The 24296-nt window shown below is 38.5% G+C and carries 24 protein-coding genes and 2 tRNA genes; 13 read left to right on the forward strand and 13 right to left on the reverse strand.

The window, feature by feature from the left end:
• Positions 1 to 77 precede the first annotated feature (77 nt).
• From WA338_RS01715 to mutS, 4 genes are all read right to left on the reverse strand, one after another.
• Positions 78 to 674 (reverse strand): hypothetical protein, encoded by a 597-nt coding sequence (locus WA338_RS01715; protein WP_009778744.1) that lies wholly within the window; start codon positions 672 to 674, stop codon positions 78 to 80.
• Positions 675 to 962: 288 nt separating this feature from the next.
• Positions 963 to 1046: transfer RNA gene (locus WA338_RS01720), tRNA-Leu, on the reverse strand.
• Positions 1047 to 1093: 47 nt separating this feature from the next.
• Positions 1094 to 1165 (reverse strand) — tRNA-Gly (locus tag WA338_RS01725).
• A 91-nt stretch (positions 1166 to 1256) separates the two neighbouring features.
• Positions 1257 to 3884 (reverse strand): DNA mismatch repair protein MutS, encoded by a 2628-nt coding sequence (gene mutS / locus WA338_RS01730; RefSeq protein ID WP_009778745.1) that lies wholly within the window; start codon positions 3882 to 3884, stop codon positions 1257 to 1259.
• Between the two features lie 236 nt (positions 3885 to 4120).
• Between mutS and WA338_RS01735 the strand changes: the two genes are divergently transcribed.
• Positions 4121 to 4660, forward strand: coding sequence for a TrmH family RNA methyltransferase (locus WA338_RS01735; protein WP_009778746.1), 540 nt, complete (start codon positions 4121 to 4123; stop codon positions 4658 to 4660).
• Between the two features lie 107 nt (positions 4661 to 4767).
• Positions 4768 to 4923 (forward strand): hypothetical protein, encoded by a 156-nt coding sequence (locus WA338_RS01740; protein ID WP_272985502.1) that lies wholly within the window; start codon positions 4768 to 4770, stop codon positions 4921 to 4923.
• Here WA338_RS01740 and folK read toward each other — a convergent pair.
• Positions 4916 to 6049 (reverse strand): 2-amino-4-hydroxy-6-hydroxymethyldihydropteridine diphosphokinase, encoded by a 1134-nt coding sequence (gene folK / locus WA338_RS01745; protein WP_040532509.1) that lies wholly within the window; start codon positions 6047 to 6049, stop codon positions 4916 to 4918. The two genes, WA338_RS01740 and folK, sit on opposite strands and share 8 nt — an antisense overlap.
• Before the next feature lie 110 nt (positions 6050 to 6159).
• On the opposite strand from folK, the gene WA338_RS01750 reads away from it, so the two are divergent.
• The gene (locus WA338_RS01750; RefSeq protein ID WP_009778749.1) at positions 6160 to 6879 is read left to right on the forward strand and encodes a queuosine precursor transporter; all 720 of its coding nucleotides are present in this window, start codon (positions 6160 to 6162) and stop codon (positions 6877 to 6879) included.
• Positions 6880 to 6888: 9 nt separating this feature from the next.
• Entirely contained in the window at positions 6889 to 9564 is a 2676-nt protein-coding gene (locus WA338_RS01755) for an AsmA-like C-terminal region-containing protein (protein ID WP_009778750.1), read from the forward strand.
• Between the two features lie 162 nt (positions 9565 to 9726).
• Here WA338_RS01755 and WA338_RS01760 read toward each other — a convergent pair whose 3' ends face one another.
• Positions 9727 to 11688, reverse strand: a complete 1962-nt coding sequence (locus WA338_RS01760) for an OmpA family protein (RefSeq protein WP_009778751.1) — start codon at positions 11686 to 11688, stop codon at positions 9727 to 9729.
• Between the two features lie 261 nt (positions 11689 to 11949).
• Between WA338_RS01760 and WA338_RS01765 the strand changes: the two genes are divergently transcribed.
• Positions 11950 to 12516 carry a nitroreductase family protein gene (locus WA338_RS01765; protein WP_272985506.1) on the forward strand — a complete coding sequence of 189 codons (567 nt, stop codon included), beginning with the start codon at positions 11950 to 11952 and terminating at the stop codon, positions 12514 to 12516.
• 24 nt (positions 12517 to 12540) lie between these two features.
• Here WA338_RS01765 and WA338_RS01770 read toward each other — a convergent pair whose 3' ends face one another.
• Together WA338_RS01770 and WA338_RS01775 are read right to left on the reverse strand one after the other, a co-directional pair.
• Positions 12541 to 13812 carry a metal-dependent hydrolase family protein gene (locus WA338_RS01770; RefSeq protein WP_009778753.1) on the reverse strand — a complete coding sequence of 424 codons (1272 nt, stop codon included), beginning with the start codon at positions 13810 to 13812 and terminating at the stop codon, positions 12541 to 12543.
• A gap of 12 nt (positions 13813 to 13824) precedes the next feature.
• Positions 13825 to 14958, reverse strand: coding sequence for a DegT/DnrJ/EryC1/StrS family aminotransferase (locus WA338_RS01775; protein WP_009778754.1), 1134 nt, complete (start codon positions 14956 to 14958; stop codon positions 13825 to 13827).
• A gap of 208 nt (positions 14959 to 15166) precedes the next feature.
• Between WA338_RS01775 and WA338_RS01780 the strand changes: the two genes are divergently transcribed.
• Positions 15167 to 16357, forward strand: coding sequence for a 3-deoxy-D-manno-octulosonic acid transferase (locus WA338_RS01780; RefSeq protein ID WP_230199226.1), 1191 nt, complete (start codon positions 15167 to 15169; stop codon positions 16355 to 16357).
• Here WA338_RS01780 and WA338_RS01785 read toward each other — a convergent pair.
• A complete protein-coding gene (locus WA338_RS01785) occupies positions 16339 to 16995 on the reverse strand; it encodes a DUF2461 domain-containing protein (protein ID WP_272985500.1) in 657 nt (218 codons plus the stop codon). The two genes, WA338_RS01780 and WA338_RS01785, sit on opposite strands and share 19 nt — an antisense overlap.
• 154 nt (positions 16996 to 17149) lie before the next feature.
• Here WA338_RS01785 and WA338_RS01790 point away from each other — a divergent pair, with 154 nt between their 5' ends.
• Together WA338_RS01790 and WA338_RS01795 are read left to right on the forward strand one after the other, a co-directional pair.
• The gene (locus WA338_RS01790) at positions 17150 to 17365 is read left to right on the forward strand and encodes a hypothetical protein (RefSeq protein ID WP_009778758.1); all 216 of its coding nucleotides are present in this window, start codon (positions 17150 to 17152) and stop codon (positions 17363 to 17365) included.
• 6 nt (positions 17366 to 17371) lie between these two features.
• Positions 17372 to 17608, forward strand: coding sequence for a hypothetical protein (locus tag WA338_RS01795; RefSeq protein ID WP_009778759.1), 237 nt, complete (start codon positions 17372 to 17374; stop codon positions 17606 to 17608).
• Between the two features lie 123 nt (positions 17609 to 17731).
• Here WA338_RS01795 and WA338_RS01800 read toward each other — a convergent pair whose 3' ends face one another.
• Positions 17732 to 18502, reverse strand: a complete 771-nt coding sequence (locus tag WA338_RS01800; protein WP_009778760.1) for a LexA family transcriptional regulator — start codon at positions 18500 to 18502, stop codon at positions 17732 to 17734.
• Positions 18503 to 18598: 96 nt separating this feature from the next.
• On the opposite strand from WA338_RS01800, the gene WA338_RS01805 reads away from it, so the two are divergent.
• The 4 genes from WA338_RS01805 (at position 18599) to WA338_RS01820 (ending at position 21502) form a co-directional block, all read left to right on the forward strand.
• On the forward strand, positions 18599 to 19858 hold the full coding sequence (locus tag WA338_RS01805; RefSeq protein WP_009778761.1) for a putative DNA modification/repair radical SAM protein: 1260 nt from the start codon (positions 18599 to 18601) through the stop codon (positions 19856 to 19858).
• Between the two features lies 1 nt (position 19859).
• Positions 19860 to 20606, forward strand: coding sequence for a TIGR03915 family putative DNA repair protein (locus WA338_RS01810; protein WP_009778762.1), 747 nt, complete (start codon positions 19860 to 19862; stop codon positions 20604 to 20606).
• 45 nt (positions 20607 to 20651) lie between these two features.
• The gene (locus tag WA338_RS01815; RefSeq protein WP_040533129.1) at positions 20652 to 20855 is read left to right on the forward strand and encodes a hypothetical protein; all 204 of its coding nucleotides are present in this window, start codon (positions 20652 to 20654) and stop codon (positions 20853 to 20855) included.
• Positions 20856 to 21265: 410 nt separating this feature from the next.
• Positions 21266 to 21502 carry a hypothetical protein gene (locus tag WA338_RS01820; protein WP_009778764.1) on the forward strand — a complete coding sequence of 79 codons (237 nt, stop codon included), beginning with the start codon at positions 21266 to 21268 and terminating at the stop codon, positions 21500 to 21502.
• Between the two features lie 75 nt (positions 21503 to 21577).
• Here WA338_RS01820 and fabD read toward each other — a convergent pair whose 3' ends face one another.
• Entirely contained in the window at positions 21578 to 22459 is an 882-nt protein-coding gene (gene fabD / locus WA338_RS01825; protein ID WP_009778765.1) for an ACP S-malonyltransferase, read from the reverse strand.
• A 127-nt stretch (positions 22460 to 22586) separates the two neighbouring features.
• Here fabD and WA338_RS01830 point away from each other — a divergent pair, with 127 nt between their 5' ends.
• The gene (locus WA338_RS01830) at positions 22587 to 22976 is read left to right on the forward strand and encodes a hypothetical protein (RefSeq protein WP_154648889.1); all 390 of its coding nucleotides are present in this window, start codon (positions 22587 to 22589) and stop codon (positions 22974 to 22976) included.
• Here WA338_RS01830 and WA338_RS01835 read toward each other — a convergent pair.
• Both WA338_RS01835 and WA338_RS01840 read right to left on the reverse strand, forming a co-directional pair.
• Positions 22973 to 23821 (reverse strand): fructosamine kinase family protein, encoded by an 849-nt coding sequence (locus WA338_RS01835; RefSeq protein ID WP_273015939.1) that lies wholly within the window; start codon positions 23819 to 23821, stop codon positions 22973 to 22975. The genes WA338_RS01830 and WA338_RS01835 overlap by 4 nt on opposite strands.
• Positions 23808 to 24296, reverse strand: a complete 489-nt coding sequence (locus WA338_RS01840; RefSeq protein ID WP_273015951.1) for a dihydrofolate reductase — start codon at positions 24294 to 24296, stop codon at positions 23808 to 23810. The genes WA338_RS01835 and WA338_RS01840 overlap by 14 nt, the downstream gene beginning before the upstream one ends.

The following is a 24296-nucleotide window of genomic DNA, read 5'->3' on the forward strand; positions in this document are numbered from 1 at the left end:
CAAAAAATCCGGTGAAGCTAGCTTCACCGGATTGATTTAAACTTTTAAAAACTGTCAACCTATTTTAGGACGACTCATTAATAATAATTTTCTAAGCAGAAGACATATGTTTGGGCAACTTCTCTAAATTTCCTGCTGAATTCTTTATCAAATGAACCTTCAAAATGTTCTTTAGCGGTTTTGATTTTATAGTCGCGAATAGATTTCTTTTGAAAGAATTGCAATTGCTTTTTGTCTATTAATGCGCGTACATTACAAGCATAACCTTTATTTGAAGTTGCTTGTTCTGCTGAAGCTTCAAGGGTTAAACTAATTTCTGAATCATCTTTAAAATGAATACTTAGCGTGTCGCCAGGTTTTACTTTTGATAGGTGTTTACGCGTACCGAGGATAAGGTAGTTTTGATCTCTAATAGTTTGAAAGCCTAAATGTAACTCATCTTTGGGGTCAACATTAAGCTTATTTGATTTTGAGGTTCGAGAACGATTGAAATAAAGACCAATATTTTTTCCTTTCGTTTGTTCTATGGTAACTACGGAGTGACCTCCAAAAATATATTGTGTATTATCATTTACTTTTTGCTCTCTTATAAGGTAGTTGGGGGCGAAAAGTAAATTGCGTTCAAGTTCCTTATCGAGTTTATTCGATTTATTAAAAAATTTTGAAAAAATCATTCTCTAGTAAATAGGGGCAATTATTAAAATTTTAATTTATCAATGACAGTGATTAACCGTAATCGATTACGTATTATCAAAGGCTATGCCTAAATTGGGTCGATTCAACTCTAAGTGTAGGGAGGTGAGCTAAATCGTGTCAAGGATGAGATTAAAAATGCATGCAAAGATAGTTAACATAAAGAGGAAAGCAAGCGGTTGAATATTATTTAACATACTGTATTTTTAATAAAAATATACCTTGCATTTAGAGATAAAAAAAAGCCTCTAGAAGTCTAGAGGCTTTTGTACTCGGGACGGGACTTGAACCCGTACGAACTAATGTTCATTGGATTTTAAGTCCAACGTGTCTACCAATTCCACCACCCGAGCTTGGGTTGTCAATAAAAAACCCCATTGTTAAATGGAGTATTACTTTGAGCGAAAGACGGGATTTGAACCCGCGACCCTCACCTTGGCAAGGTGATGCTCTACCCCTGAGCTACTTTCGCCTTTTGCAACAGACCCTATTGTCTAATGCGGATGCAAATTTACAAGATTTCTTTAATCTGCAAAGCATTTTCTTTAAAAAAATAAAAAGCCTTAATTCACCTTGTTTTTCGTGTTGCGTACCAGCATACGTTTGATCTCGTTGAGCTTCATTAGAGCTTCAACGGGAGTGAGTGTATCTATATCAGTATGAATGATTTCCTCTTTGATTTCTTCCAAAAGCGGGTCGTCAAGATTGAAGAAACTCAGTTGCATTTCATCATCTTCGGCCTGATTAAGGGCTGCTTTTTGTTCTTCTTTTCGGTTTGATTTTTCTAACTGTGCAAGCATTTTATTGGCGCGGTGCAGTACTTGTTGCGGCATCCCGGCCATTTTTGCAACGTGAATTCCAAAGCTATGGGCGCTTCCTCCGGGAATGAGTTTTCTTAAGAATAAAACGTTGTCTTTGAGTTCTTTTACCGAAACATTGTAGTTTTTAATACGCGAGAATGTTTCCCCCATATCGTTGAGTTCATGATAATGCGTGGCAAACAATGTTTTGGGTCTCGCGGGGTGTTCGTGTAGATATTCACTTATGGCCCAAGCGATAGAAATACCATCATAGGTGCTTGTTCCACGGCCTATTTCATCCAGAAGCACCAGGCTTCGTTCTGAAATATTGTTCAAAATGCTCGCAGTTTCGTTCATCTCAACCATAAAAGTTGATTCACCCATCGAGATGTTGTCACTTGCGCCAACGCGTGTAAAAATGCGATCAACAATACCTATGCGTGCAGCTTGTGCCGGAACAAAACTTCCCATTTGAGCCAGAAGCACGATAAGCGCGGTTTGCCTCAAAATAGCCGATTTACCCGACATGTTTGGACCGGTGATCATGATCATTTGCTGGCTGTCTCGGTCAAGATAGGTGTCGTTTGCAATGTAGGGCTCGCTTATAGGTAATTGTTTTTCTATTACCGGGTGACGTCCTTCAGTGATTTCAAGTTCGAAAGAGTCGTCTAGTTCAGGGCGGCAATAGTTGTTTTCTTGAGCGAGCGTAGCATAAGAACGTAGGCAATCAAGTTGTGCGATAATGTAAGCATTGGTTTGAACAGGTTCTATAAATTGGGTGATCCAGGTGACTAGTTCTGCAAATAATTGTTGTTCTATGGTTAGAATACGCTCTTCTGCTCCTAATATTTTTGCTTCGTATTCTTTGAGTTCGTCAGTGATATAACGCTCGGCGTTGACCAGCGTTTGTTTTCTTATCCAGCTTTCAGGAACCTTATCTTTATGCGTATTGCGCACTTCAATATAATAGCCAAATACATTGTTTGAAGCGATTTTTAAGGAAGTGATTCCGGTTTGTTCGGTCTCACGCTCAAGCATTTTGTCAAGGTAATCTTTACCTGAAGTCGCTAAGTTTCTTAGTTCGTCAAGCTCTTGATTAAAACCGGAAGCAATACTGTTTCCTTTTAAAACATTAACCGGCGCGTCTTCATTTATAGTTTCCTTGATCTTGGTTCTAAGATGCTCCAGATTGTTGATTTTTTCCCCAAGGATTTGCAAGGCTTTATTATCGGCATTTTCAGCAAGACTTTTAACGGGGATCATCGCTTCGAGCGAATTCTTAAGTAAGATAATTTCTCTAGGAGAAACTTTGCCTGTTGCTACTTTAGAGATCAGACGTTCTACATCTCCAATTTTTTTGATGTGAGTGGCTATTTTTTCGTGAAAGTCAGTATGATTGATGATAAATTCTACAATCGCATGACGCTCTTTAATCGTTTCTAAAGTTTTTAGCGGAAGAGCCAACCAACGTTTTAAAAGGCGACCACCCATTGGAGAGATCGTTTTGTCTATAACATCTAGCAGCGTAATAGCCTTTGCCGAAGTGCCCTGATACAACTCCAGATTGCGAATGGTAAAGCGATCTAGCCAAACATAAGCATCCTCTGCAATACGACCTATGCTTGAAATATGCTGAAGCTTGTTGTGTTGTGTTTCACTTAAATAGTGCAATGCGGCACCCGCAGCAATGATTCCTTCTTCAAGATGTTCAATGCCAAAACCTTTGAGTGATTTGGTATCAAAATGTTTGTTAAGGCTTTCGTGCGCATAGTCGGGTTTAAACACCCAATCCTCCTGAAAAAACAGATGAAAGTCTGTGCCAAAATCTTCTTTAAAGGCAGTCTTCTGACTTTTGCTTACGAGAAGTTCGCTAGGGTTAAAGTTCTGAAGCAACTTATCTATATACGCTACATCTCCTTGCGTCGTTAAAAATTCGCCAGTAGAAACATCTAAAAAAGAAAGGCCAAGTAAGCGTTTTCCGTAGTGAATAGCACCCAGGAAATTATTGCTTTTAGAATGTAAAACTTCGTCATTGAGGGAAACTCCCGGCGTCACAAGTTCGGTGACGCCACGCTTTACGATGCTCTTTGTTTGTTTAGGATCTTCAAGTTGATCGCAAATCGCCACCCGACATCCGGCTTTTACCAATTTGGGTAAATACGTATTTAAGGAGTGGTGTGGAAACCCTGCAAGTTCCGTGCGTTCACTACCGTTATTCCTGTTGGTAAGAATAATGCCCAAAATACCTGCAGCTTTTACGGCATCTTCACCAAAAGTCTCATAAAAATCACCAACTCTAAACAGCAATAACGCATCAGGATATTTGGCTTTGATGCTGTTATACTGCTTCATCAGTGGTGTTACGCTTTTCTTTTTGGTTGTTTTTGCCATAAATGTGGGCTCTATTTCTGTATTTTGAAAGGCAATTTTGTGCCTTTTTGGGATCTGGATTATTAACTGAACTTGTCCTTACAAACTATTCAGAATGCTCGGGGATAAATTTAGAAAATACCTTGGGTTTGCTTTGCATTAAGTCCTGGCAGTTATCCATTTTTTTCAACAATTAAAATGGCTTGAAGCTGTTTTAAAACTATGGTGTGCATAAGCTTTATGTTTACTTTTGCGCTATGAACAGAAAGTTAAAAAACAGCGAACTTGACCGAAAATCAGTAGACGAATTTAAAACTGCGGCAAAAACTCCGATCGTTGTGGTTTTAGATAATGTCAGAAGTCTTAATAATATAGGTTCGGTTTTTAGAACAGCAGATGCATTTTTGATCGAAGCGATTTATCTCTGCGGAATTTGTGCACAGCCGCCGCATAAGGATATTGCAAAAACCGCTTTAGGCGCCACCGAATCTGTAAACTGGAAGTATTTTGAAAATACGTTAGACGCCGTAGATGCGTTGAAAAAAGAAGGATTTACAATTGCTTCAGTAGAACAGGCAGAAAAGGCAGTGATGTTAAACGACTTTGAGGTAAACGCTGAAACATCGTATGCTATTATTTTTGGTAATGAAGTAAAAGGTGTAAAACAAAAGGTTGTTGATGCTTCAGATATCGTGCTCGAGATCCCGCAAGTAGGTACAAAGCACTCGTTTAACATATCGGTAAGTGTGGGGATTGTACTTTGGGATTTATATTCAAAAATAATAAGTAAGCGTTAGTTTTAACATTTAGGGGCTTTAATATTATTTAAAATCATAAACCTTTGCTAATGTTTTCTAAATTGACATTGAGGTACAATTATTTCCAGAATCTTTACGTTTTAGAAATGAAACAATCCCAACTTATTATGAAAACAAATCATTTTGATTATGCCTCTTACCTACGAGGAATAAAAGATGGTCGCAAATTTGGAGTCACCCTCGGTGTATTAATCGGCGTTGCTATTATGATCGCCGTTTTGAGCGTGATCTATTTTAGCTAATCGCGCTAATTTCGTTTAAAAGCTGAATATAATCCTTCCGGTTTTTTACAAAATCTAATTCTGAAATGTCAATCACTTTGACATTACTTCCCCTTTTATTTTTGATCATATTTAAATAACCCTGATTGATCTCTACAAGATAATCTTCAGAAATATCTTGTTCATAAGAGCGACCACGTTTCTTGATGTTATCCAGCAAACGATCGGTGTTCTGATAGAGATAAATATAAAGATCGGGTCGTGCGATCTCCCGATACATAATACGGTGTAGTTTTTGATAAAGACTATACTCTTCTTCGCTCAAGGTGACTTTTGCAAAAATCAGAGATTTTTGACTGTCATAATCAGCGATCATAAAGTCTTTAAAAAGGTCATATTGCCCAATGTCGTCTAAAAGTTGCTGATATCTGTCGGCTAAAAAAGACATTTCTAATGGGAAGGCATACCGGGATTTATCTTCATAAAACTTGGGTAGAAAAGGATTGTCTTTAAAACGCTCTAAGATGAGTTTTGCGTTAAAATCTTCAGCGATCATTGAAGCTAATGTGGTTTTTCCGGCTCCAATATTTCCTTCAATTGCGATGTAGTTGTTCGTATTTAAGGCAAATTCCTGTTGGGGGTTTTTCAACCATCGGGAGTGTTTCTCAGGAATTTCGGTATCTGGTGTTTCTTGCTTTAATTCTTCAAGATCTTTATTAAACCTGGGATGCTTCAGTTGAGGTGCAATATCGCAAAGCGGAAACAAAACAAAATTGCGTTTGTGCAATTGCGGGTGCGGCACCGTTAGTTTTTCAGAAGTGATTTGCGTTTCGCCATAAAATAAAATATCGATGTCAATCGGGCGGTCTGAATAGCCTGAGCGATTTTGACGAATTCTCCCTAAGTCTTGTTCGATTTTTAAAAGAAGCTTCAGTACTTCTTCAGCATCAAATCTTGAAGTAATACTTACTGCGCAGTTTAGAAAATCGGCACCTTCAAATCCCCAGGCTTTCGTTTTGTAAACCGGTGAGATCTGTTTTATTGCGCCTACTTTTTCAAAAATGCGATTAACGGCTTCCTGAAGGTTTTCAAAAGAATCTCCTTGATTGCTTCCAAGAGATAAGTATATGTTTTGTAGCGGTTTAATACGAGATTGGTGTTAAATATTTTAAGAGCAATTTAAGTAAAAGCCCCGTGTATTCTGCTAATTTTGAGTAAAAGAACCCTAATAACAACTACAGTTTGTCGCAAGCCACAATGAGCCAGAGAGATGCGCTGGCAGCCTATCGCATCTATTTTATTTTGGGAGCATTATTTATATGCTCTCTTGTTGTTTCTAATTTGATCTTTCAGAAGTTTTTTTACTGGGATTTTTTTGGAATTTACACCTTTGAAATTTCTGTGGGGATATTGCCGTATCCCATCACGTTCTTAATCACCGACTTGATCAGTGAAATCTATGGAAAGAAAAAAGCCAATCAGGTGGTTACTGCCGGGATATTTGCCTCAGTATTTTCGTTACTTATTGTGTACACGTCGGCGCTTGTTCCTGCAACCGAATGGTCACCCGTAGACGACGCGCTTTTTGAAAAGGTTTTTGGAGCAACTGTAGTGGCGGTAATGGCATCGATGATGGCCTATTTGTTTGCGCAATACATAGACATTCAACTCTTTCATTTCTGGAAACGTCTTACTAAAGGGAAACACCTCTGGATACGAAACAATTTCTCTACGTTTTTTAGTCAGTTTGTAGATACGGCAACCGTTTTGCTATTGTTATGCACATTCAATAAGATCGAATGGGATTTGTTTGGTACGCTGCTTTTGAGCGGATTTTTGTTTAAAGTGCTGGTCGCATTTTGCGATACACCCTTTTTGTATTTAGGTGTTTTTCTTTTTAGAAAACGCTTTAAGCTGGCTCCCGGAGAAGAATTAGGTCCAGGATTGAATGCCTTTCAGAAAGAAGAAAAAATTTAAAAAAGAAAGATGAAAAAGATATTTAAAATTATAGGAATAGTACTGCTGGTACTTATTGTAGGACTCATCGCTGCGCCTTTTTTATTTAGGGGGCCGTTAGAAGATTTGCTAAAGCGCTCTATTAACGAAAATATTAACGCAACAGTAGCTTGGGAAGATTTTGATCTTACGCTTTTTAGTAGTTTTCCTGATGCGGCTGTTAAGGTGAATAATTTTACTGTTGTAAATAATGCGCCTTTTGCCGGCGATACGCTTGCCAGTGGGGCTGTTTTACAACTTGATATGGGGGTGATGCAGTTGTTTAAGACTTCTTCAGGAGAGCCCATTGCGATAGATGCGATTCGACTTGATGATGCTTATGTAAATATAAAAGTAGACAGTTTAGGAAATGCCAATTATGATATTGCAAAAGAAAATCCCAATGCTACTGCAACGGCAGATACGCTAGCCGATAGTTCAGGCGGATTCCGTTTTGCAGTGCAGCATTATGAGCTGAATAATTCACGCATCAATTATTTAGATGAAAGTACGCAGACTTTCTTGCGTCTTTCTGAAGTTAATCACGAGGGTGACGGTGACTTTTCTGCAGCGATTTCTAACCTGAATACAAAAACGGAAGCACTTGCTTCTTTCGATTTAGACGGGGTGAATTATTTAAACAATAACAAATTATCACTCGATGCTGTTATCGAGATGAATCTTGATGAGCAGCGGTATACGTTTAAAGAAAATGAAGCTTTGGTCAATCAATTGCCGCTTGTTTTTGAAGGTTTTGTTCAAATCAACGAAGCTAATAATGAGCTCGATTTGTCTTTTGAAACACCTACGAGTGATTTCAAAAATTTCTTAGGAGTAATACCAGAAGTCTACGCAAAGAACCTAGATGGTGTGACCACCACAGGTGATTTTAAAGTTATGGGGAGCATTAAAGGGATCGTAGATGAGACGCATATACCAATGCTTGATATCGCGATCAACTCAAATAATGCCTCGTTTAAATATCCTGAGTTACCAAAATCTGTAGAAGATATTATCATCGATGCACAAATAGTAAATGAAACCGGAAATGTTGACGATACCTACTTACGCTTGGGGAATTTGAATTTTAGGATTGATCAGGATGTTTTTAATGCAAAAGGTAGAATAGATCGCTTAACCACAAATCCTCTTGTAGATCTTGCGTTAAAAGGAAAGCTGAATCTGGCGAATCTTGAACAGGCGTATCCGTTAGAATTAGATCAAGATATTAATGGATTGCTTAGCGTTGATATGACTGCAAATTTTGATATGGAAAGTGTGGAGCAAGAGCGTTACCAAAATATCAAAAGTTCGGGAACGGCAAGTTTGAAAGATTTTAAATATGTATCTCCGGAGTTACCTAATGCGCTGAATATGGCTCAGGCTAATGTGACTTTTAATCCGGGGACAATTACTTTAAATACCTTGGAAGCTCAAACCGGACAAACTGATATTTCGGCTAAAGGAAGCATTGAAAATTTGATTCCGTTTGTGCTGTCTAAAGAAGATTTAAAAGGCCGGTTTACGGTAAATTCTAATTTGATTAATCTTGCTGATTTTAGTGTTGTTGAAGATGCAACAGTAACTCAAGATGAAGAAACAGCTACAACTTCAGCTTCAAGTTCAGGTAATGCGGCGATTAAGATTCCTTCTTTTCTGGATGCGGCTCTAGATTTTTCTGCCGGAAAGGTGATTTACGATAATATCACACTGAGCAACGTAAAAGGAAATGTTACGGTTCAAAATGAGACTGCAAGCTTAAATAATATAAGTTCCGATATATTTGGTGGAGCCATCGGTCTTAACGGAAATGTGAGTACAAAGAATACAACTCCAACTTTTGAAATGGCGCTCGACTTGAGCAGTGTTGATATTAGTGAGTCGTTCAATGGATTGGAAATGCTTCAGCAGCTCACTCCAATTGCTAAAGCTCTTCAAGGAAAACTGAATACCAATATTCAGCTTAAAGGAAATCTTACGGATGACTTAACTCCGGTGTTATCCTCTTTAGCGGGTAATGCTTTGGCACAATTGCTTACAGCAGAGGTGAATCCGCAGCAAATGAAATTGCTAAGCGCTTTAGATAGTAAATTAGATTTTATCGATTTACAAAATCTAGATCTTAGTAACTTAAAAACCCAGCTGAGTTTTGACAATGGTCTGGTGACGGTAAAACCTTTTGATTTCAATATCAAAGGGATTAATGTAGGGGTGAGCGGTACGCATAGTCTTGAAAACAGTATGAATTATACCCTCAATTTAAAAGTGCCGGGATCGTATCTTGGGTCTAAAGTAGGGAGTACTTTAGCCAATCTTAGCAATGCCGATCTTGAAAAATACACTGTCGATTTGCCTATTAACTTAACCGGTGATTTTACAAATCCGCAGGTTTCTTTAAATACGCAACAGGCAGTGACCAATTTGACACAACAAATAGTAGCAACGCAAAAGGATAAATTGAAGCAACAAGGGGAAGATAAAGTACGAGATGTACTAGGAGGTCTTTTAGGAGGGAATAAAACAACTACAGATTCTACAGCTACCCAAACTGCAAAAGATTCTACATCAACGACCAATCAATCAACGACAGAAAAAGTAGTTAAGGATGTTCTGGGTGGATTGTTTGGTAAGAAGAAAGCTGCAGACACTACCAAAACGAATAATTGATCTTTGCGAAACACCAATAAAAAAGAGCGCAGGTAGCGCTCTTTTTTATTGGCACCGCCAAAGGGTCAAATACTTCGAGGCTTGCCTCGAAATTGAACATTCGTTTCCAAACGATGCCCCACGGCTTGCTCCGAAATGGTTTACATCATAATGATCTAATTATTAAAAGCTTATTACAATAAACTCAGATCGTCTGTTAAGTTGGTGTTGTTCTTCGGTGCAATCGGCACCATTACCACAATCGTTTATTAATTGGGTTTCCCCAAAACCTTCTCCGGAAATTCGAGAGGGTTCTATACCTCGGTTTACGATCCAGTCTGCTGTAGATTTTGCACGTTTATCAGAAAGGCTGAGGTTGTAAGCATCATTACCGCGACTATCTGTGTGTGATCGTATCTCAACTACCAGGGAAGGGTTAGACTCCATAACGGCTAATACCTTTGTAAGTTCTTCAGCAGCGTCAGGTCTGATATTAAAGCGATCAAAATCAAAATAGATAGGCTTTAACTTAAGAAGATCAGCAAGGTCATCGCCTTCATTAATTTTTGTGATACGCGGCTCTAAATACAAGTCTACCACTTGGTCTCCACCACCTTTAGGTGTGGTGATCAGGGATTCAGAAGAGTAGTATTCGGGTTCATCGGCACGTATGAGTATTTCCTGACCACAAATAGGGCGAAGACTGTATTCTCCATTTTCATTCACTTGCGTTGTTTCTAGAACATTGCCTTCAAGATCAATAACACTCACAGTGGCTGTAGGTATTGGTAAATTGGTTTCTTTATCGCGAATGGTACCTGTAACCAATGACGTACACACGGGAATCACAACAGGTTTGCGTGAAAATCTAAAGATGTCATCGCTTCCCATTCCAAAATACCGGTTTGTTGAAAAATAGCCAATATTGAGGTAGTCATCTACGATAAAGGCAAAATCATCCTGCGGACTGTTCACCGGCTCGCCTAAATTGATCACATAAGCTACATCGCCATTCTTCTTTGTAGCAACCACGTAGATGTCGAGTCCACCCAATCCCGGGCGACCATCTGAAGAAAAATAAAGATTTCCTTTTTTGCTTATAAAGGGAAAGTTTTCACGTCCTTCCGTATTGATAATGGGTCCTAAATTTTTTGGTTCGCTATATTCATTATCACCTATAATATCGACCACCCAAATGTCAGAAAATCCTACAGTTCCCGGCATATCTGAGGCGAAATAGAGTTGTTTGTTGTCAGGACTCAAGGCAGGATGTGAAACAGAATAGCTGTTGTCATTAAATGGTAGTTCAACAGGAGCTCCCCAGCTTCCTCCTTTCTTAACCGATTTGAAGATTTTTAGACGTACGGTTCCGTTTTTATCGGTGCGTTTTACACCATTGCTGAAGTTATTTCGGGTAAAATACATCGTGTTGCCATCACTGGTAAAGGTTGGAGAAGACTCGTGGTAGCGCGTATTGATAGCATCCCCGCCAAATTTTTCAACAACGCCAAGCTCACCGGTTTCAGCATCTATGGGTGCAGCATAGAAATCTAAAAAAGGTTCGTTGTTCCATTTATGGATGTATTTTGATGTAGAGCCCGTATCTCTGGCAGAGGAGAAAATGAGTTTGTTCTCATAAAACATAGGCCCAAAATCAGAGAGTCTTGAGTTGGTTCTGCGTAGATTTTCTACTTCATATTCGCTTTCGCTATAGCTTATTTCTTCTAGGTAATCTGGTTTTTCTTCAAACAATTCGGCACGTGAGTCACCACCTTTTAGCTGGCGAAAGCGCTCCATAATTCTATCAGACTCACTGTATTTTTGAATGCCTTTTAGAGATTGTGCATATCTGAAAAGGTCTTCTGGAGTGAGGGTTTCAGCATACTTATCAAATAGTTTTTGATACCATTTTGCGCTGTCTTCATACAATCCGTTAAAATAATAGCTGTCGCCTAATTTTTTAAAAAGTTCTGCAGATTCATAGCCTTCGCCGGCAAGACGCAGGTAGATCTTTTGAGCATCTATAAATGCATAACTCTCAAATTTCTTGGCTGCTTTATCAAGTTCTTTCTCCTGAGCAAATGAAAAAGTAAACGTGAATAGAAATATAAATTGAAGAAACCGCTTGCCTATAATTGATTGCATAGCTTGTAAGTAAAAGTTTGAAATTAGGATTTAGGGGCTGTAAATATAACTAAAATAAGAGCTGTAAAACGTCTAATCTCACTGATTTATAAAAAATTAGCAGGGGATAAATCCCCTTTTTTTAGATAAACAATTGAGAAATCGTATGTTGAAAAAGTACTTGTATAAGAAAGTGAGTTAATTTCTGAACTCTCAATAGAATTTTCCACTAAAGGAAGTGTTTCTTGTCTTGAGCGGGTTAACTTTATACTTTTGAATAAAATGAAATATATGCTAAGCGATCACATAAAAAACAGAAGATCTGTTTTTCCTAATCAATTTTCAGAAAAACCGGTAAGTGTAGAAGCAATAAAAACACTATTAGAAGCTGCTAATTGGGCGCCAACACACAGAAAAACCCAACCTTGGCGTTTTAAAGTTTTTAGAGAAGAGTCTTTAGATTTGCTGGCAGACTATGTTACTAAAGCATACACAAAGGTTACTCCTGAGGCTAAATTTTCAGCCTTCAAACTCAAAAAAACCTTAGAAAAGGTAACTTCAAGTGCTGCCGTTATCGTGATTTGTATGCAACGTGATCCTAAAGAAAGCGTGCCAGAATGGGAGGAAATAGCAGCCACGGCAATGGCTGTGCAAAATTTATGGTTGATGACCGCAGAGTTAGGGCTTGGAGGTTACTGGAGCACACCAGGCTATATTTCTGAAATGCATTCTGATCTAAAACTTGCCGACGGCGAGCGCTGTTTAGGCTTTTTCTATTTGGGTGCATTTGAAGACGAACCTTTACCAGGCGAGCGCGACGATATTGAAGAAAAAGTCACTTGGTTCTAAAACGAGCTTTTACGTGGTAAAAGACTATTCTTTTACCACTTGTCCTGATTTCATTACAAAAATCACCTCATTAAGCGTGTCTATATTTTTGATAGGATCTTCGTTCACCGCGATAATATCGGCTTTAAATCCGGGAGCGACCTGACCAAGTTTGTCTTCAGCTTTTAAAACTTTGGCACTTTCAATGGTTGCAGATTGAATGGCTTTCATAGCCGGCATTCCTGCTTCCACCATATATCCAAATTCTTTGGCATTATCTCCATGAGGGAATACTCCGGCATCGGTACCAAATGCTATATTCACGCCTTTTTTATAGGCCATCGCAAAGGTTTTTTGCAATTGTGGCCCTATTTCTAAAGCTTTAGGTACAATTATAGCAGGATAATAATCTTTTATTTTTGCTTTTTCTGCAACATATTTTCCGGCGCTAAGCGTTGGTACGTAGTACGTACCGTGTTCAACCATCAGATCTGCAGTTGCTTCACTCATAAGCGTCCCGTGTTCAATGGTTTTTACACCTGCTTTTACAGCGCGTTGCATTCCGTCATCTCCGTGAGCGTGTGCAGCAACTTGTAAATCATAATCTTTTCCGGTGGTTACGATGGCTTCGATCTCTTCCTCTGTAAATTGTGGATTTTGACCATTTTTAGCAACACTTAAAACTCCGCCGGTAGCCGTAATCTTTATCCAGTCTGCACCATTTTTATAGCGTTGTCTTACTGCTTTACGAGCATCGTCAACATTATTAACAACACCTTCTTTAGGTCCCGGATCACCCATAAGATCTTTTCGGTATCCGTTAGTAGGATCTGCATGACCACCGGTGGTTCCAATGGCTTTTTCTGCAGTGTAAATACGAGGCCCTATTACTTTCCCCGTATTGATAGCATTTCGTAAGGATACGTTTACGCCGCTACCTCCAAGGTCGCGTACGGTGGTGAAGCCCGCCATAAGTGTGCGAAACGCAATTTCTTGAGCTTTGTATGCAACATCAGCTTCATTGAGCGTGAATTCCTCTAGATACTGAGTGGGGCTGGTTTCCCCTTCAATATGAACGTGCAAATCGGCAAAGCCGGGAAGGATAACTTTATCTTTTAAATCAATAATTTCACCATCTCCCGATTGGTAACCATCCACGACATCTTCAATCTCATCTCCTGATACTATGATCGTTTTTTCAGTTAAAATTTTTCCGTTTTTGGTGTCTACTAGTTTGCCTACTTGTAAATACGTTTTTTGAGCAAAAGCAGAAAGGCTAACGATCGCCAAGATCAGTGAGAGAAGAGTGGTGCGCATGTCGGTAGTTGTTTAGTCTATAAATTCTAAGATTTTAGTTACAATATACTCAATTTGTTCGTCATCAAGCTCGCTATGCATTGGTAATGAGATAACTTCTTGTACCAGTTTGTTGGTAATAGGAAAATCTGCTTCGTTGTATCTATCATCTGCATAAGCTTTTTGCTTATGTAACGGGATAGGATAATACACACCGCAAGGAATCTCGTTGGCATTGAGGTGTTTTACCAGAGCATCGCGGTCAACGTCCTTGAGTCTAAGAGTATATTGATGGAATACGTGGCAATCGCAAGCTGTACCACAAATCGTAGGTGTTATAATTTTAGGATGATCCTGGAGCTTTTCGGTGTATTTTAAAGCTGAAGCTCTTCTGCGCGCATTATAATCATCAAGATGCGGAAGCTTTGCACGTAAAACAGCGGCTTGAATCGCATCTAACCGTGAATTCACCCCCACGACATCGTGATGGTAGCGCTCGTACATTCCGTGATTTACAATCCCTCTAATGGTATGTGCAAGAGCATCGTCGTTAGTGAAAATGGCCCCACCATCTCCATAACAACCTAAATTTTTAGAAGGAAAGAATGAGGTGCTTCCCACGTGGCCAATAGCTCCCGTTTTTACCTTTTTACCGTCTTTATGGGTGTAATTTGCACCAATAGCTTGCGCATTATCTTCAATCACAAAAAGGTCATGTTCTTCTGCAATTTCAAGAATTGCATCCATATTGGCCGCTTTTCCGAATAAATGTACAGGAACGATTGCCTTAGTCTTAGGAGTGATTGCTTTTTTGATCGCTTCAATATCGATATTAAAGTCAATAGGATCAACATCTACAAGTACCGGTGTAAGTTGTAAAAGTGCAATGACCTCTACAGTTGCAGCAAAGGTGAAATCTGCAGTAATCACTTCGTCTCCAGGTTTTAGGCCTAGCCCCATCATTGCAATTTGCAAAGCATCGGTACCGTTTGCACAAGGGATCACGTGTTTTACATTGAGGTATTCTTCAAGTTCTTTTTGAAATTCGTGAACTTGAGGCCCGTTGATGAAGGCGGTGGTATCAATAACCTCTTGAATACTTTGATTTACTTGCTCTTTTATAGGTTGGTACTGACCTTTAAGGTCAACCATTTGAATTTTTTTCATAAGAATTTTTTATGCCGAAATCGTTCTGATAAACCAAAAAAGTTGAAGTTGTTTTAGGTTTAAAAGCATCCTTTTTCGGTAGTACGAAAGTACGAAATCTACCCGCTATCGCCAATGTATTTTTTAACCGGGAAAAGGCTATTTTTGCGAGGCTATGCGACATCTGTACTCCTTTTATATTGCGTTTTTTAATTTTATACTGCCTGTTTTGGGAATTTTCAGCTCCAAGCTGAAGACATTCAGGGTGGCACGTCGCGGTGTATTTGATGTACTAAAATCAGAAATGGCTAACGGTGATCGGGTGATTTGGCTTCATGCAGCTTCTCTAGGGGAATATGAGCAAGCGGTACCGATTTTAGAACAACTACGAACAGATTATAAAGCGCACAAAATCCTACTCACTTTTTTTTCACCTTCAGGTTATGAGATCAAGAAAAATACTCCTTTAGCAGACGTTGTTACTTATTTGCCTCTAGATACGCAGCGCAATGCCAAGCAATTCATCGGTATTGTAAAACCGGAGTTGGCCATTTTTGTAAAGTATGAATTTTGGCCCAATTACCTTTACGTATTAAAAAAATCAAAGGTGCATACCGTTTTGATTTCAGGCGTGTTTAGAACAAGTCAGCCATTTTTCAAATTTTATGGAAGCTGGATGAAAAAATCGCTCGAGGCATTCAACCATTTTTTTTTACAGAACTACAGTTCGTTAGAAAATTTAAAAAAGCTGGGCTTTGATAATGCTATTGTAAGTGGAGATACCCGATTTGATCGCGTAAGCCGACAACTTTCGTATGATAATACACTTCCATTTATAACTGAATTTAAAAAGCAAGAAACGTTGCTCGTGTGTGGTAGCACGTGGCCTGAGGATATTGACTTATTGGCTGACTTTATCAATAGTTCTAACCAAATGAAAACAGTCATCGCACCGCATAAAATCGATAAGGAGCGTATTGAGGTATTGCAAAATGCGATCACAAATAAAAGTGTTTTATATTCTGAATATCAAAAAGGAGCAACACTTGATGTAGATGTCTTAATTATTGACGCCATCGGATTTTTGACTAAAATTTATGCGTATGCAGATCTTGCCTACGTAGGCGGAGCTGCCGGAACCACCGGATTGCATAATATTTTAGAACCGGCAACTTTTGGAGTTCCTATAATTACCGGTTCTCAAATTTCCAAATTTCCAGAAGCTCAGGATTTAAGAAAGCTTGCAGGTTTGTTTACCGTTTCTTCTCACGAGGAAGCTCACGAAATCTTAAACCAACTGGTAATAGATAAAAGTTTCCGTGAAAAAACAGGAATGATTGCAGGTCATTTCATTTCAGAAAATACAGGAGCTACCCAGCAAATTTGTGACTATCTCAAAAATCAAACGCTTACCGCTTGATTGAGATACTGCCTAAACGGAAGTAATTCTTTATAAACTTCTACTACGTGGTCATCAAAGTCACTGCTTGTAACCAATTTTTGAGTCAAATCATGTTGCACGGCGAATGTCTTTTTACGTAGTAGTTCTATGAATCTGTGGTCTTGAGAAAATCCTTTAGGCGCTGTTTGCAAGCTCTCACCATCATCGATTAAGCCGCCAAACATTTTTTTTAAACTTGGTTTCTCTAGTATATCAACAAATTCTTCACCGTTATAATCAATCGCTTGTCTTATACTTTTAAGCAGCGATGATTTTGGCTTATAAAATCCACCGGCAATAAAACTTTCAGAAGTACCCAGGTGAATGTAGAAATCTCCCTGTTTGGTTTCTTGGTCTAGACCGGCTCCAAAATGATCTTTATAGACAGGTCGGTCAGGATGATAAAGTAAATTATTATTAATGCGGTTAATGGCTTTTTTACCCGTGGTATGCGTGTAATCAGGATCTATTTCAGCAAGTTTTAAATCCATTTGATTGAGCCAGTCTATGTAAAAGTCGCGTACTTCATGATACCATTTTCGGTTGTCATCCATCCATTCTTTAGAATTGTTTTTCTGTAATGCTCTGAGAAATTCATATAAACCTGTAAAGCTCATTTTTTAGCCTAAAGTTACATTTGTACGGTTATAGTACCGCTAGTTTCCTAGGTTTTAACGCCTTGTTTAGAATTTTTAGCAATGATTTATACATTCAGAAAAGAAAGCAATGGGAATTCTATCTAGTTTTGTCCTTCAACCAAATCATTAAATTATGAAAAAAGTAATTGGAATAGTTGTTTTAGGTCTTTTAGCGTTTAATACCTACTCATGTAGAGAGCAGGAAGAGAAAGAGACCGTTGTGGTAAAAGAAGTAGAAGTCGAAGATGATCGTGAGGGCATTTTAGAGCGTACCGCAAAAAAAGTAGATCAAGAGGTCAATAAAGAAATTGACGAAGAAATTGAAAATATCGGAGACGATAATAAATAGAAAATTATGAAAAAGCTAAGTATCATTGCGAGTCTATTACTCGTAGTATCTGTCTCATTTACTTCTTGTCGCGAAAAGAGCGAGAAAGAAAAGTTGGTAGAAGAAATGAAAGAAGAAGGTGCTGAAATAGAAACCAAAACAGATGATGACGGAAATTATAAAATGAAGATGGAGACTGAAGAAAAAGAAGTTAAAATCAAAGAAGACGCTGATGGCAATACCAAAATAAAGGTTGATAACTAGAGCGTTTCTTAAATAAATACCTTCGGCAAGTCTTGGAGTATAATACTCTTTGAGCGGTGCCCATAAAAAGCAAAAGCCACCATTAAAAATGGTGGCTTTATTTTTATAATAAGCTGAAAAATTTTAGTCTCTCAAGGTGCGCATTTGACTCTTCAATTCTTCCATTCCTTGTTGAAGCTCTTTTAATAAATTGCTTTCTGAAGGCGAATCTAAATGAAAAGTAAGCTTACTATTTACTTGCCATAATTCTTGAATGTCACTCACTTGAACTTCAAAAGGTAAATATTCTTGATTTAAAGAAATAAGTAACACTTTAGAAGGATCTGGTAATTTCTGAAGTTTTTTAACCACTACCGCATCAGGAAGAACCACAACATACACTTTGTTGTTGTAGGCTTCATCCATACTTGCAATGGCTTTTCCTAAAACCCAATCGTCAGGCATAAAATTAGGGAGCATACTGTCTCCTTCAATCTGAAATCCACGATAAGTAGCGTTTCGGTATTGCGGTAAAGGAAGATCAAAAGCAGGAAGTTGTTGATACCACTCTACATCTTGTACATTATGAGGATATCCTGCTGCAGCCTTTTGATTTACCATTACAAGATTCTCATTGTCGGCTATATCTACAGTAACTACCTTAGGACTAACGTCGCCTTTACCGGCGTGCAATAATTTTTGATTGCTGTAACCAAATAACCATAACGGGTTAACATTGTAAAGTCGCAAAAGTTCGGTTACGATTTGCCCCGATAATTTGGTGCGCCCGCGTTCAATATCAGCAGTAGAATTTTTAATACCTAAAGCTTCGGCAAACTCAGATTGTGTGAGATTTTGCTCTTCCCGTATTTGTTTAAAACGGCGAATATCGCCAGATACATCATTGATTCCCATAGCGTAAATGTAATATAATTCGGAATAAATCCGATTTAAAGATAGGAAAAAATCCACTAATCGGAAAAATTACATATTTTTGTAAAAATTCCAACTATGAATTTTGAGCGTATTCGAGAAAAATTAAATATCCTGGCCGATGCTGCCAAATATGATGTTTCGTGTTCCAGTAGTGGCAGCAAGCGATCTAATACCGGCAAAGGTCTGGGCGACAGCAGTGGTATGGGAATCTGTCATAGTTATACCGAAGATGGCCGGTGTATCTCGTTGCTCAAGATCTTACTTACAAATCATTGCATTTTTGACTGTGCTTATTGTGTTAGCCGAAAAAGTAATGATATCAAGCGTGCCGGCTTTAAAATTCAAGAGGTGGTAGACTTGACTATCAATTTCTATAGACGTAATTATATCGAAGGTTTATTTTTAAGCAGCGGGATTTTTTCAAGTCCAGATTATACGATGGAGCGTTTGATCGCCGTGGCAAAAAAGTTAAGACTTGAGGAAAACTTTAATGGCTACATTCACTTAAAATCAATCCCCGGTTGCAGTGATGAATTGATGCGGGAAGCCGGTTTGTACGCAGATCGACTGTCTATAAATATTGAAATTCCTACTGTATCCGGACTCAAGCTTTTAGCACCAGAAAAAGATCATAAAGATTTTATCAAGCCGATGGAAAAGGTGAAGAATGAGATCCTGCAGTTTAAAGCTGATAGAAAAGTTTCTAGAAAAACACCGGTGTATGCCCCGGCAGGTCAGAGTACGCAAATGATCGTGGGAGCTACCGGCGAAAGCGATAAAGATATTATGTATTCTGCAGTGCATTATTATAGCACCTATAATATGAAGCGGGTATATTACTCGGGTTATGTCCCGGTTCTTCAGGATGAGCGACTACCGGCTTTGGGAACCGAAGTGCCTATGTTGCGTGAAAACAGATTGTATCAAACCGATTGGCTACTTCGATTTTATGGCTTTGATGTACGCGAAATTTTAAATAAGGAGTATCCCAATCTCGATGTAGATATCGATCCTAAATTGAGTTGGGCTTTGCGTAATATGCATTTGTTTCCGGTTGATGTTAATACTGCAGATAAACGAATGCTTGCACGTATTCCGGGATTGGGGATGAAGTCAATGTACAAGATTCTAAATGCGCGCAAATACAGAAAACTCAATTGGGAACACCTTAAAACCATTGGCGTAGCACTCAATCGAGCCAGGTATTTTATGATTTGCGATTCTAAAACCTGGGAAAAGCGTGACCTCGAGCCACACAGGATCAAAAGTTTAATACTTCAAAGTTCGCAGAGTAAGTATCAAAAAATGTACAACGATCAATTGCGTTTATTTTAAGATGGCTTTACAAAAACTCATTTATGATGGAAGTTTTGAAGGCTTGCTCAACGCTATTTTTATAGTTTATCAAGAGCAACTTGATGATGCCGAAATTCTAGAAGAACGTTTTTATGAGCCCGATTTTTTTGCTGAAGCGCAACAGGTTTATACCGATGATACTAAAGCTACACGCGTATGGGAGGGGTTAAGAAAATTTCCGCAGTTTAGTGCTTCGGTTTACCGCTCGTTTTTAACAGAGCTGCCCGATAAAGAAATCTATATTCTTGATGCGGTACGGTATGTGCTTAAAACCAAAAACGATAAAGATTATGGTCAGCCTTCAGTTCTCAAATTGGCACAATTGACCAAACAAGTAGGCCGTGAAAAACACCGTATGGAAGCTTTTGTACGTTTTAAGCGCACCAAAGACGATTTGTATGTTGCCTTGATCGAACCAGATTTTAATGTGCTTCCGCTTATTGCTAAACATTTTAAAAGCAGATACGCAGATCAACAGTTTTTAATTTTTGATCAAAAACGTAGCTATGGTATTTTCTATGATCTGGAACGGGTTGAGTTTGTTACTTTAGATTTTGATGATCAGCAGTTAAAAGAGGCATTACATCAAGAAGAAAAACACTACGATAAAATGTGGCAGGATTATTTTGTAAGTACAGGGATTAAAAATAGAATCAATAAAAAATTGCACTTACAACACGTTCCCAAACGGTATTGGAAATACTTGAATGAAAAAAATCCGCTTTAGGATTAAATGATTATTTTTAATTATGTAACCAATAAAAATCCAAAGATGAAACGTATTTTTTTAAGTTTAGCAATGATCGCTTTAGTAGGTAGTGTTTATTCGTGTAGAGAGACCACGCAAGAAAAAACAGAAGAAGCTGTAGAAGCGATGGGAGAAGATATTGAAGATGCGGCAGAAGAGGCAGGTGAGGCCATTCAAGAGGGAGCAGATGAACTCAATGACGAGATTCAAGGGAACGACGATAACTAAATAGAATTTCAATCGAATATCGCTAAAGCATTTTAAAAGAAATTTTAAGATGCTTTTTTATTGGCTCCGCCAAAGGGTTTAATATTCCGAGGCTTTCCCTGAGTTAGTTTATTGGTATCGACATAGACTTTGATAATTTGTTTCTATAGCCGTCGGGATGCATCTAAATTGAATTTTTGCTAGCGAATGCTTCAAGAACTTATCCGGGTTAGATTATTTATAGGTCTCTGTACTTTTTTTTTTTGAAAAATCCAAAAATTGAAGAGATATTGATAATCAATTTGTTGTGTGGGTTGCGTTATTTTTAGCAAAAACGTAAAATGACAAAATATTTAATAAAATTTAAGAATAAGCGATGTTAATTTATATACATTTGACACTAATTAACGCTAATTAAAATTACATCAATTATGAAAAAATTTATGTTTAGTGCATTTGCACTTTTATTAATGGTTTCTGTTTCTGCTTGTCGCGAAACTACCGAAGAAAAAACTGAAGACGCTATGGAAAGCGCTGCTGACGATATGGGTGATGCTATGGAAGATGCAGGTGATGCTGTAGAAGAAGCTGCAGAAGATACTGAAGCAGCAGTTGAAGAAGGTGCTCAAGAAGTTGAGGACGAAGTTGAAGGAAACGACGACATGTAATCTCAAATTGAGATTTATATAAGAAAGCCCCGAATGAAAATTCGGGGCTTTTTTTATGATTTGTAATACTATAGGTTAAACGCTGGCGCTACTTGTTGCAGCTTGGCGGTCAACTTTTTTAACCAAGCCTTGTAATACTTTTCCGGGACCCACTTCAATAAATTCTGAAGCACCATCGGCTAGCATATTTTTCACACTTTGCGTCCATTTTACCGGTGCTGTCAATTGAAAAAGAAGATTCTTTTTAATTTCAGCAGGATCTGTTACAGCAGTGGTACTTACGTTTTGATAAATAGGACAGGTAGGTTCACTAAAAGTGGTTTTCTCAATTGCGGCAGCAAGCTCCTCTCGAGCAGGTTCCATAAGAGGGGAGTGAAATGCTCCACCCACAGGAAGTACTAAAGCGCGCTTTGCACCACGCTCTTTCAAACGCTCGCAAGCTTCATTTACCGCATCAATTGCTCCAGAAATGATCAATTGTCCCGGGCAATTGTAGTTTGCTGCAACCACCACACCATCAACATCTGCACAAACCGATTCTACAAGTTCGTCTTCAAGCCCTAAAATAGCAGCCATTGTAGAAGGCTCATGGTCACAAGCTTTTTGCATCGCTTGTGCACGCTGCGAGACTAAGCGAAGACCGTCTTCAAAACTCAATACACCATTAGCTACAAGTGCAGAAATTTCACCTAAAGAATGTCCTGCAACCATTTGGGGTACCGCTTCCGCTCCCAAAGCTTTAAATAAAGCAACCGAATGCAAGAAAATCGCCGGTTGTGTTACTTTGGTCTCTTTCAGTTCTTCGGCAGTGCCTTCAAACATAATTTTGGTTATATCAAAGCCAAGGATCTCATTGGCACGCTCAAACAATTCGCGAGCAGTGGCTGAGGCTTCATAAACATCTTTACCCATTCCGGTAAACTGCGCTCCCTGACCGGGAAAAACATATGCTTTCATAAATAGATTTTTCTAAATAGTGCTGCAAAAATACACATACACATATGGATTCAGAAATTATAAATACAAAGTGCGGTATTTATTCTTGTAAAGTTGCTTATTTTGAATGATATAGGAAATGATCTTAATGATGAAACACAATCAATATTTTAAAATACTCGTTTTTTTAGTCTGGGTTTTTTCAACTACTGCTATGTATGCGCAATATGATGCGATCAGTAATCTTCCACTCAAGCAAAATCCTGCATATCAATGGGCTAATGAAAGCAAAAGGGCTTCTATAAAAGAGGCTAAAATGCAGGTTGATTTTTATTTAAAACAGAAAGATGCTGAAAACTACATCTACATTGTTGATGGTCAGGTTTTACCTGTAAATGATTTTAAAGAATATAAAGAAAGCATATTGAAGCAAGCTCGTGCCATCAATTTTGTAAAAAGAATAGACAGTGTTATGGGATATCCCTCTCACCGTAGACGAATGCTTATTTTGATAACCACACAAACCGTTGAAGATTAGCTGTAGATCTTTAGAATCGATATTGCTGTGTTGTAGTAATGCCCCCCAAAAAGGTTCACGTGAACCAGAATGTAATAAAGTTGCCAGAGTTTTATTCGGCTTTGCCAGTCTTCAGCCAGCGGAAATGCTTCATTGTACACGTTAAAAATTTCAGCTTCAAAACCGCCAAAAAGTTGCATCATTGCAAGATCCATCTCCCGGGGCGCGTAACAGGTCGCGGGGTCTATAAGTGCCGGGAAACCTTGTTCATTAATGATATAATTGCCTCCCCATAAATCACCGTGAATCAGGGAAGCCGGCTCAAGCGGGATGAGATCGGTTATCGTGTTATAAAAGCCATCTAGATTTTTGAAAGAATAACCTTGCTCGGAAGCCATTTCAAACTGTGGCAGCAAACGTTGCTCTATATAAAAACTCGCTGCATCCGTTTTTTGCGTATTGTATTGAGGTAGGCTCCCGATGTAATTATCTTCAGCAAACCCAAAAGGAGCAGTAGCTTGATGCATTTTTGCCAAGCTATTGCCAAAAATTTCTGCAAACTTTGGATGTTTCGGTTTGGCATCAATATACTCAAGAATTAAAAAGCTATCTGTGCCGAAGTTTCCAACTTGTATAACTTTCGGGATCTGGAAGCTTTCAGCTTGTCGAAGTTCCTGAAGACCTTTTGCTTCAAGGTCGAACATATTGGGATAGCGTTTTGCATCATTGACTTTGATGACAAAGCGCTTTTTTTCGGTTTTTAAAAGGTAAACATCGTTAATATCGCCACCTGATAAAGGATGTATTTCGGTTAGGGTGGTGTTTAGTATAGATTCAAGATGGGCTTTAAAATCAGCGTTTAGCATATGTTAGATAAGTAAAAGCATAGTCGTGTTTTTCGTCCTTTGGGTGATAAGATTCTTCAAGCAACTCCCAAGTATCAGCATCAATTTCCGGGAAAAATGCATCAGCTTCAAACGTGCCGTGAACGCGAGTGAGTTCTATATGCGTGGCATATTTTATCCCAAGCTTGTAAATTTCGCCGCCGCCAATAATGTACGGATTCTCATCATCAACCACAGTTTTAATAGCTTCCTCGATGCTATTAACTACGATAATAGGTTCTCCAGCATCATAATCGCTTTTTCTCGTGATAACGATGTGCGTTCTATTAGGTAAAGGTTTAGGAAATGATTCAAACGTCTTTCTTCCCATAATGATATGATGGTGCGAAGTCAATTTTTTAAAGCGTTTAAAATCATCAGGCAAGTGCCAGACTAAGTCATTATCCTTTCCTAAAGCATTATTTTCTGCGGCAGCAGCGATCAAGGTTATTCTCAT

This window comes from Leeuwenhoekiella sp. CH_XMU1409-2, from assembly GCF_037029365.1.
Lineage (GTDB): Bacteria > Bacteroidota > Bacteroidia > Flavobacteriales > Flavobacteriaceae > Leeuwenhoekiella > Leeuwenhoekiella blandensis.

Excerpts from the sequence above, each read along its gene's own strand:
- WA338_RS01785 (WP_272985500.1), bottom strand. The coding sequence starts at position 16,995 with ATGAGCTTTACAGGTTTATATGAATTTCTCAGAGCATTACAGAAAAAC.
- WA338_RS01835 (WP_273015939.1), bottom strand. The coding sequence starts at position 23,821 with ATGCTAAACGCTGATTTTAAAGCCCATCTTGAATCTATACTAAACACC.
- WA338_RS01755 (WP_009778750.1), top strand. The coding sequence starts at position 6,889 with ATGAAAAAGATATTTAAAATTATAGGAATAGTACTGCTGGTACTTATT.
- WA338_RS01715 (WP_009778744.1), bottom strand. The coding sequence starts at position 674 with ATGATTTTTTCAAAATTTTTTAATAAATCGAATAAACTCGATAAGGAA.
- WA338_RS01735 (WP_009778746.1), top strand. The coding sequence starts at position 4,121 with ATGAACAGAAAGTTAAAAAACAGCGAACTTGACCGAAAATCAGTAGAC.
- WA338_RS01775 (WP_009778754.1), bottom strand. The coding sequence starts at position 14,958 with ATGAAAAAAATTCAAATGGTTGACCTTAAAGGTCAGTACCAACCTATA.
- WA338_RS01770 (WP_009778753.1), bottom strand. The coding sequence starts at position 13,812 with ATGCGCACCACTCTTCTCTCACTGATCTTGGCGATCGTTAGCCTTTCT.
- WA338_RS01800 (WP_009778760.1), bottom strand. The coding sequence starts at position 18,502 with ATGGGAATCAATGATGTATCTGGCGATATTCGCCGTTTTAAACAAATA.
- WA338_RS01810 (WP_009778762.1), top strand. The coding sequence starts at position 19,860 with ATGGCTTTACAAAAACTCATTTATGATGGAAGTTTTGAAGGCTTGCTC.
- mutS (WP_009778745.1), bottom strand. The coding sequence starts at position 3,884 with ATGGCAAAAACAACCAAAAAGAAAAGCGTAACACCACTGATGAAGCAG.
- WA338_RS01790 (WP_009778758.1), top strand. The coding sequence starts at position 17,150 with ATGAAAAAAGTAATTGGAATAGTTGTTTTAGGTCTTTTAGCGTTTAAT.
- WA338_RS01760 (WP_009778751.1), bottom strand. The coding sequence starts at position 11,688 with ATGCAATCAATTATAGGCAAGCGGTTTCTTCAATTTATATTTCTATTC.
- WA338_RS01795 (WP_009778759.1), top strand. The coding sequence starts at position 17,372 with ATGAAAAAGCTAAGTATCATTGCGAGTCTATTACTCGTAGTATCTGTC.
- WA338_RS01815 (WP_040533129.1), top strand. The coding sequence starts at position 20,652 with ATGAAACGTATTTTTTTAAGTTTAGCAATGATCGCTTTAGTAGGTAGT.
- fabD (WP_009778765.1), bottom strand. The coding sequence starts at position 22,459 with ATGAAAGCATATGTTTTTCCCGGTCAGGGAGCGCAGTTTACCGGAATG.
- WA338_RS01765 (WP_272985506.1), top strand. The coding sequence starts at position 11,950 with ATGAAATATATGCTAAGCGATCACATAAAAAACAGAAGATCTGTTTTT.
- WA338_RS01840 (WP_273015951.1), bottom strand. The coding sequence starts at position 24,296 with ATGAGAATAACCTTGATCGCTGCTGCCGCAGAAAATAATGCTTTAGGA.
- WA338_RS01820 (WP_009778764.1), top strand. The coding sequence starts at position 21,266 with ATGAAAAAATTTATGTTTAGTGCATTTGCACTTTTATTAATGGTTTCT.
- WA338_RS01740 (WP_272985502.1), top strand. The coding sequence starts at position 4,768 with ATGAAACAATCCCAACTTATTATGAAAACAAATCATTTTGATTATGCC.
- WA338_RS01750 (WP_009778749.1), top strand. The coding sequence starts at position 6,160 with ATGAGCCAGAGAGATGCGCTGGCAGCCTATCGCATCTATTTTATTTTG.
- WA338_RS01830 (WP_154648889.1), top strand. The coding sequence starts at position 22,587 with ATGATGAAACACAATCAATATTTTAAAATACTCGTTTTTTTAGTCTGG.
- WA338_RS01805 (WP_009778761.1), top strand. The coding sequence starts at position 18,599 with ATGAATTTTGAGCGTATTCGAGAAAAATTAAATATCCTGGCCGATGCT.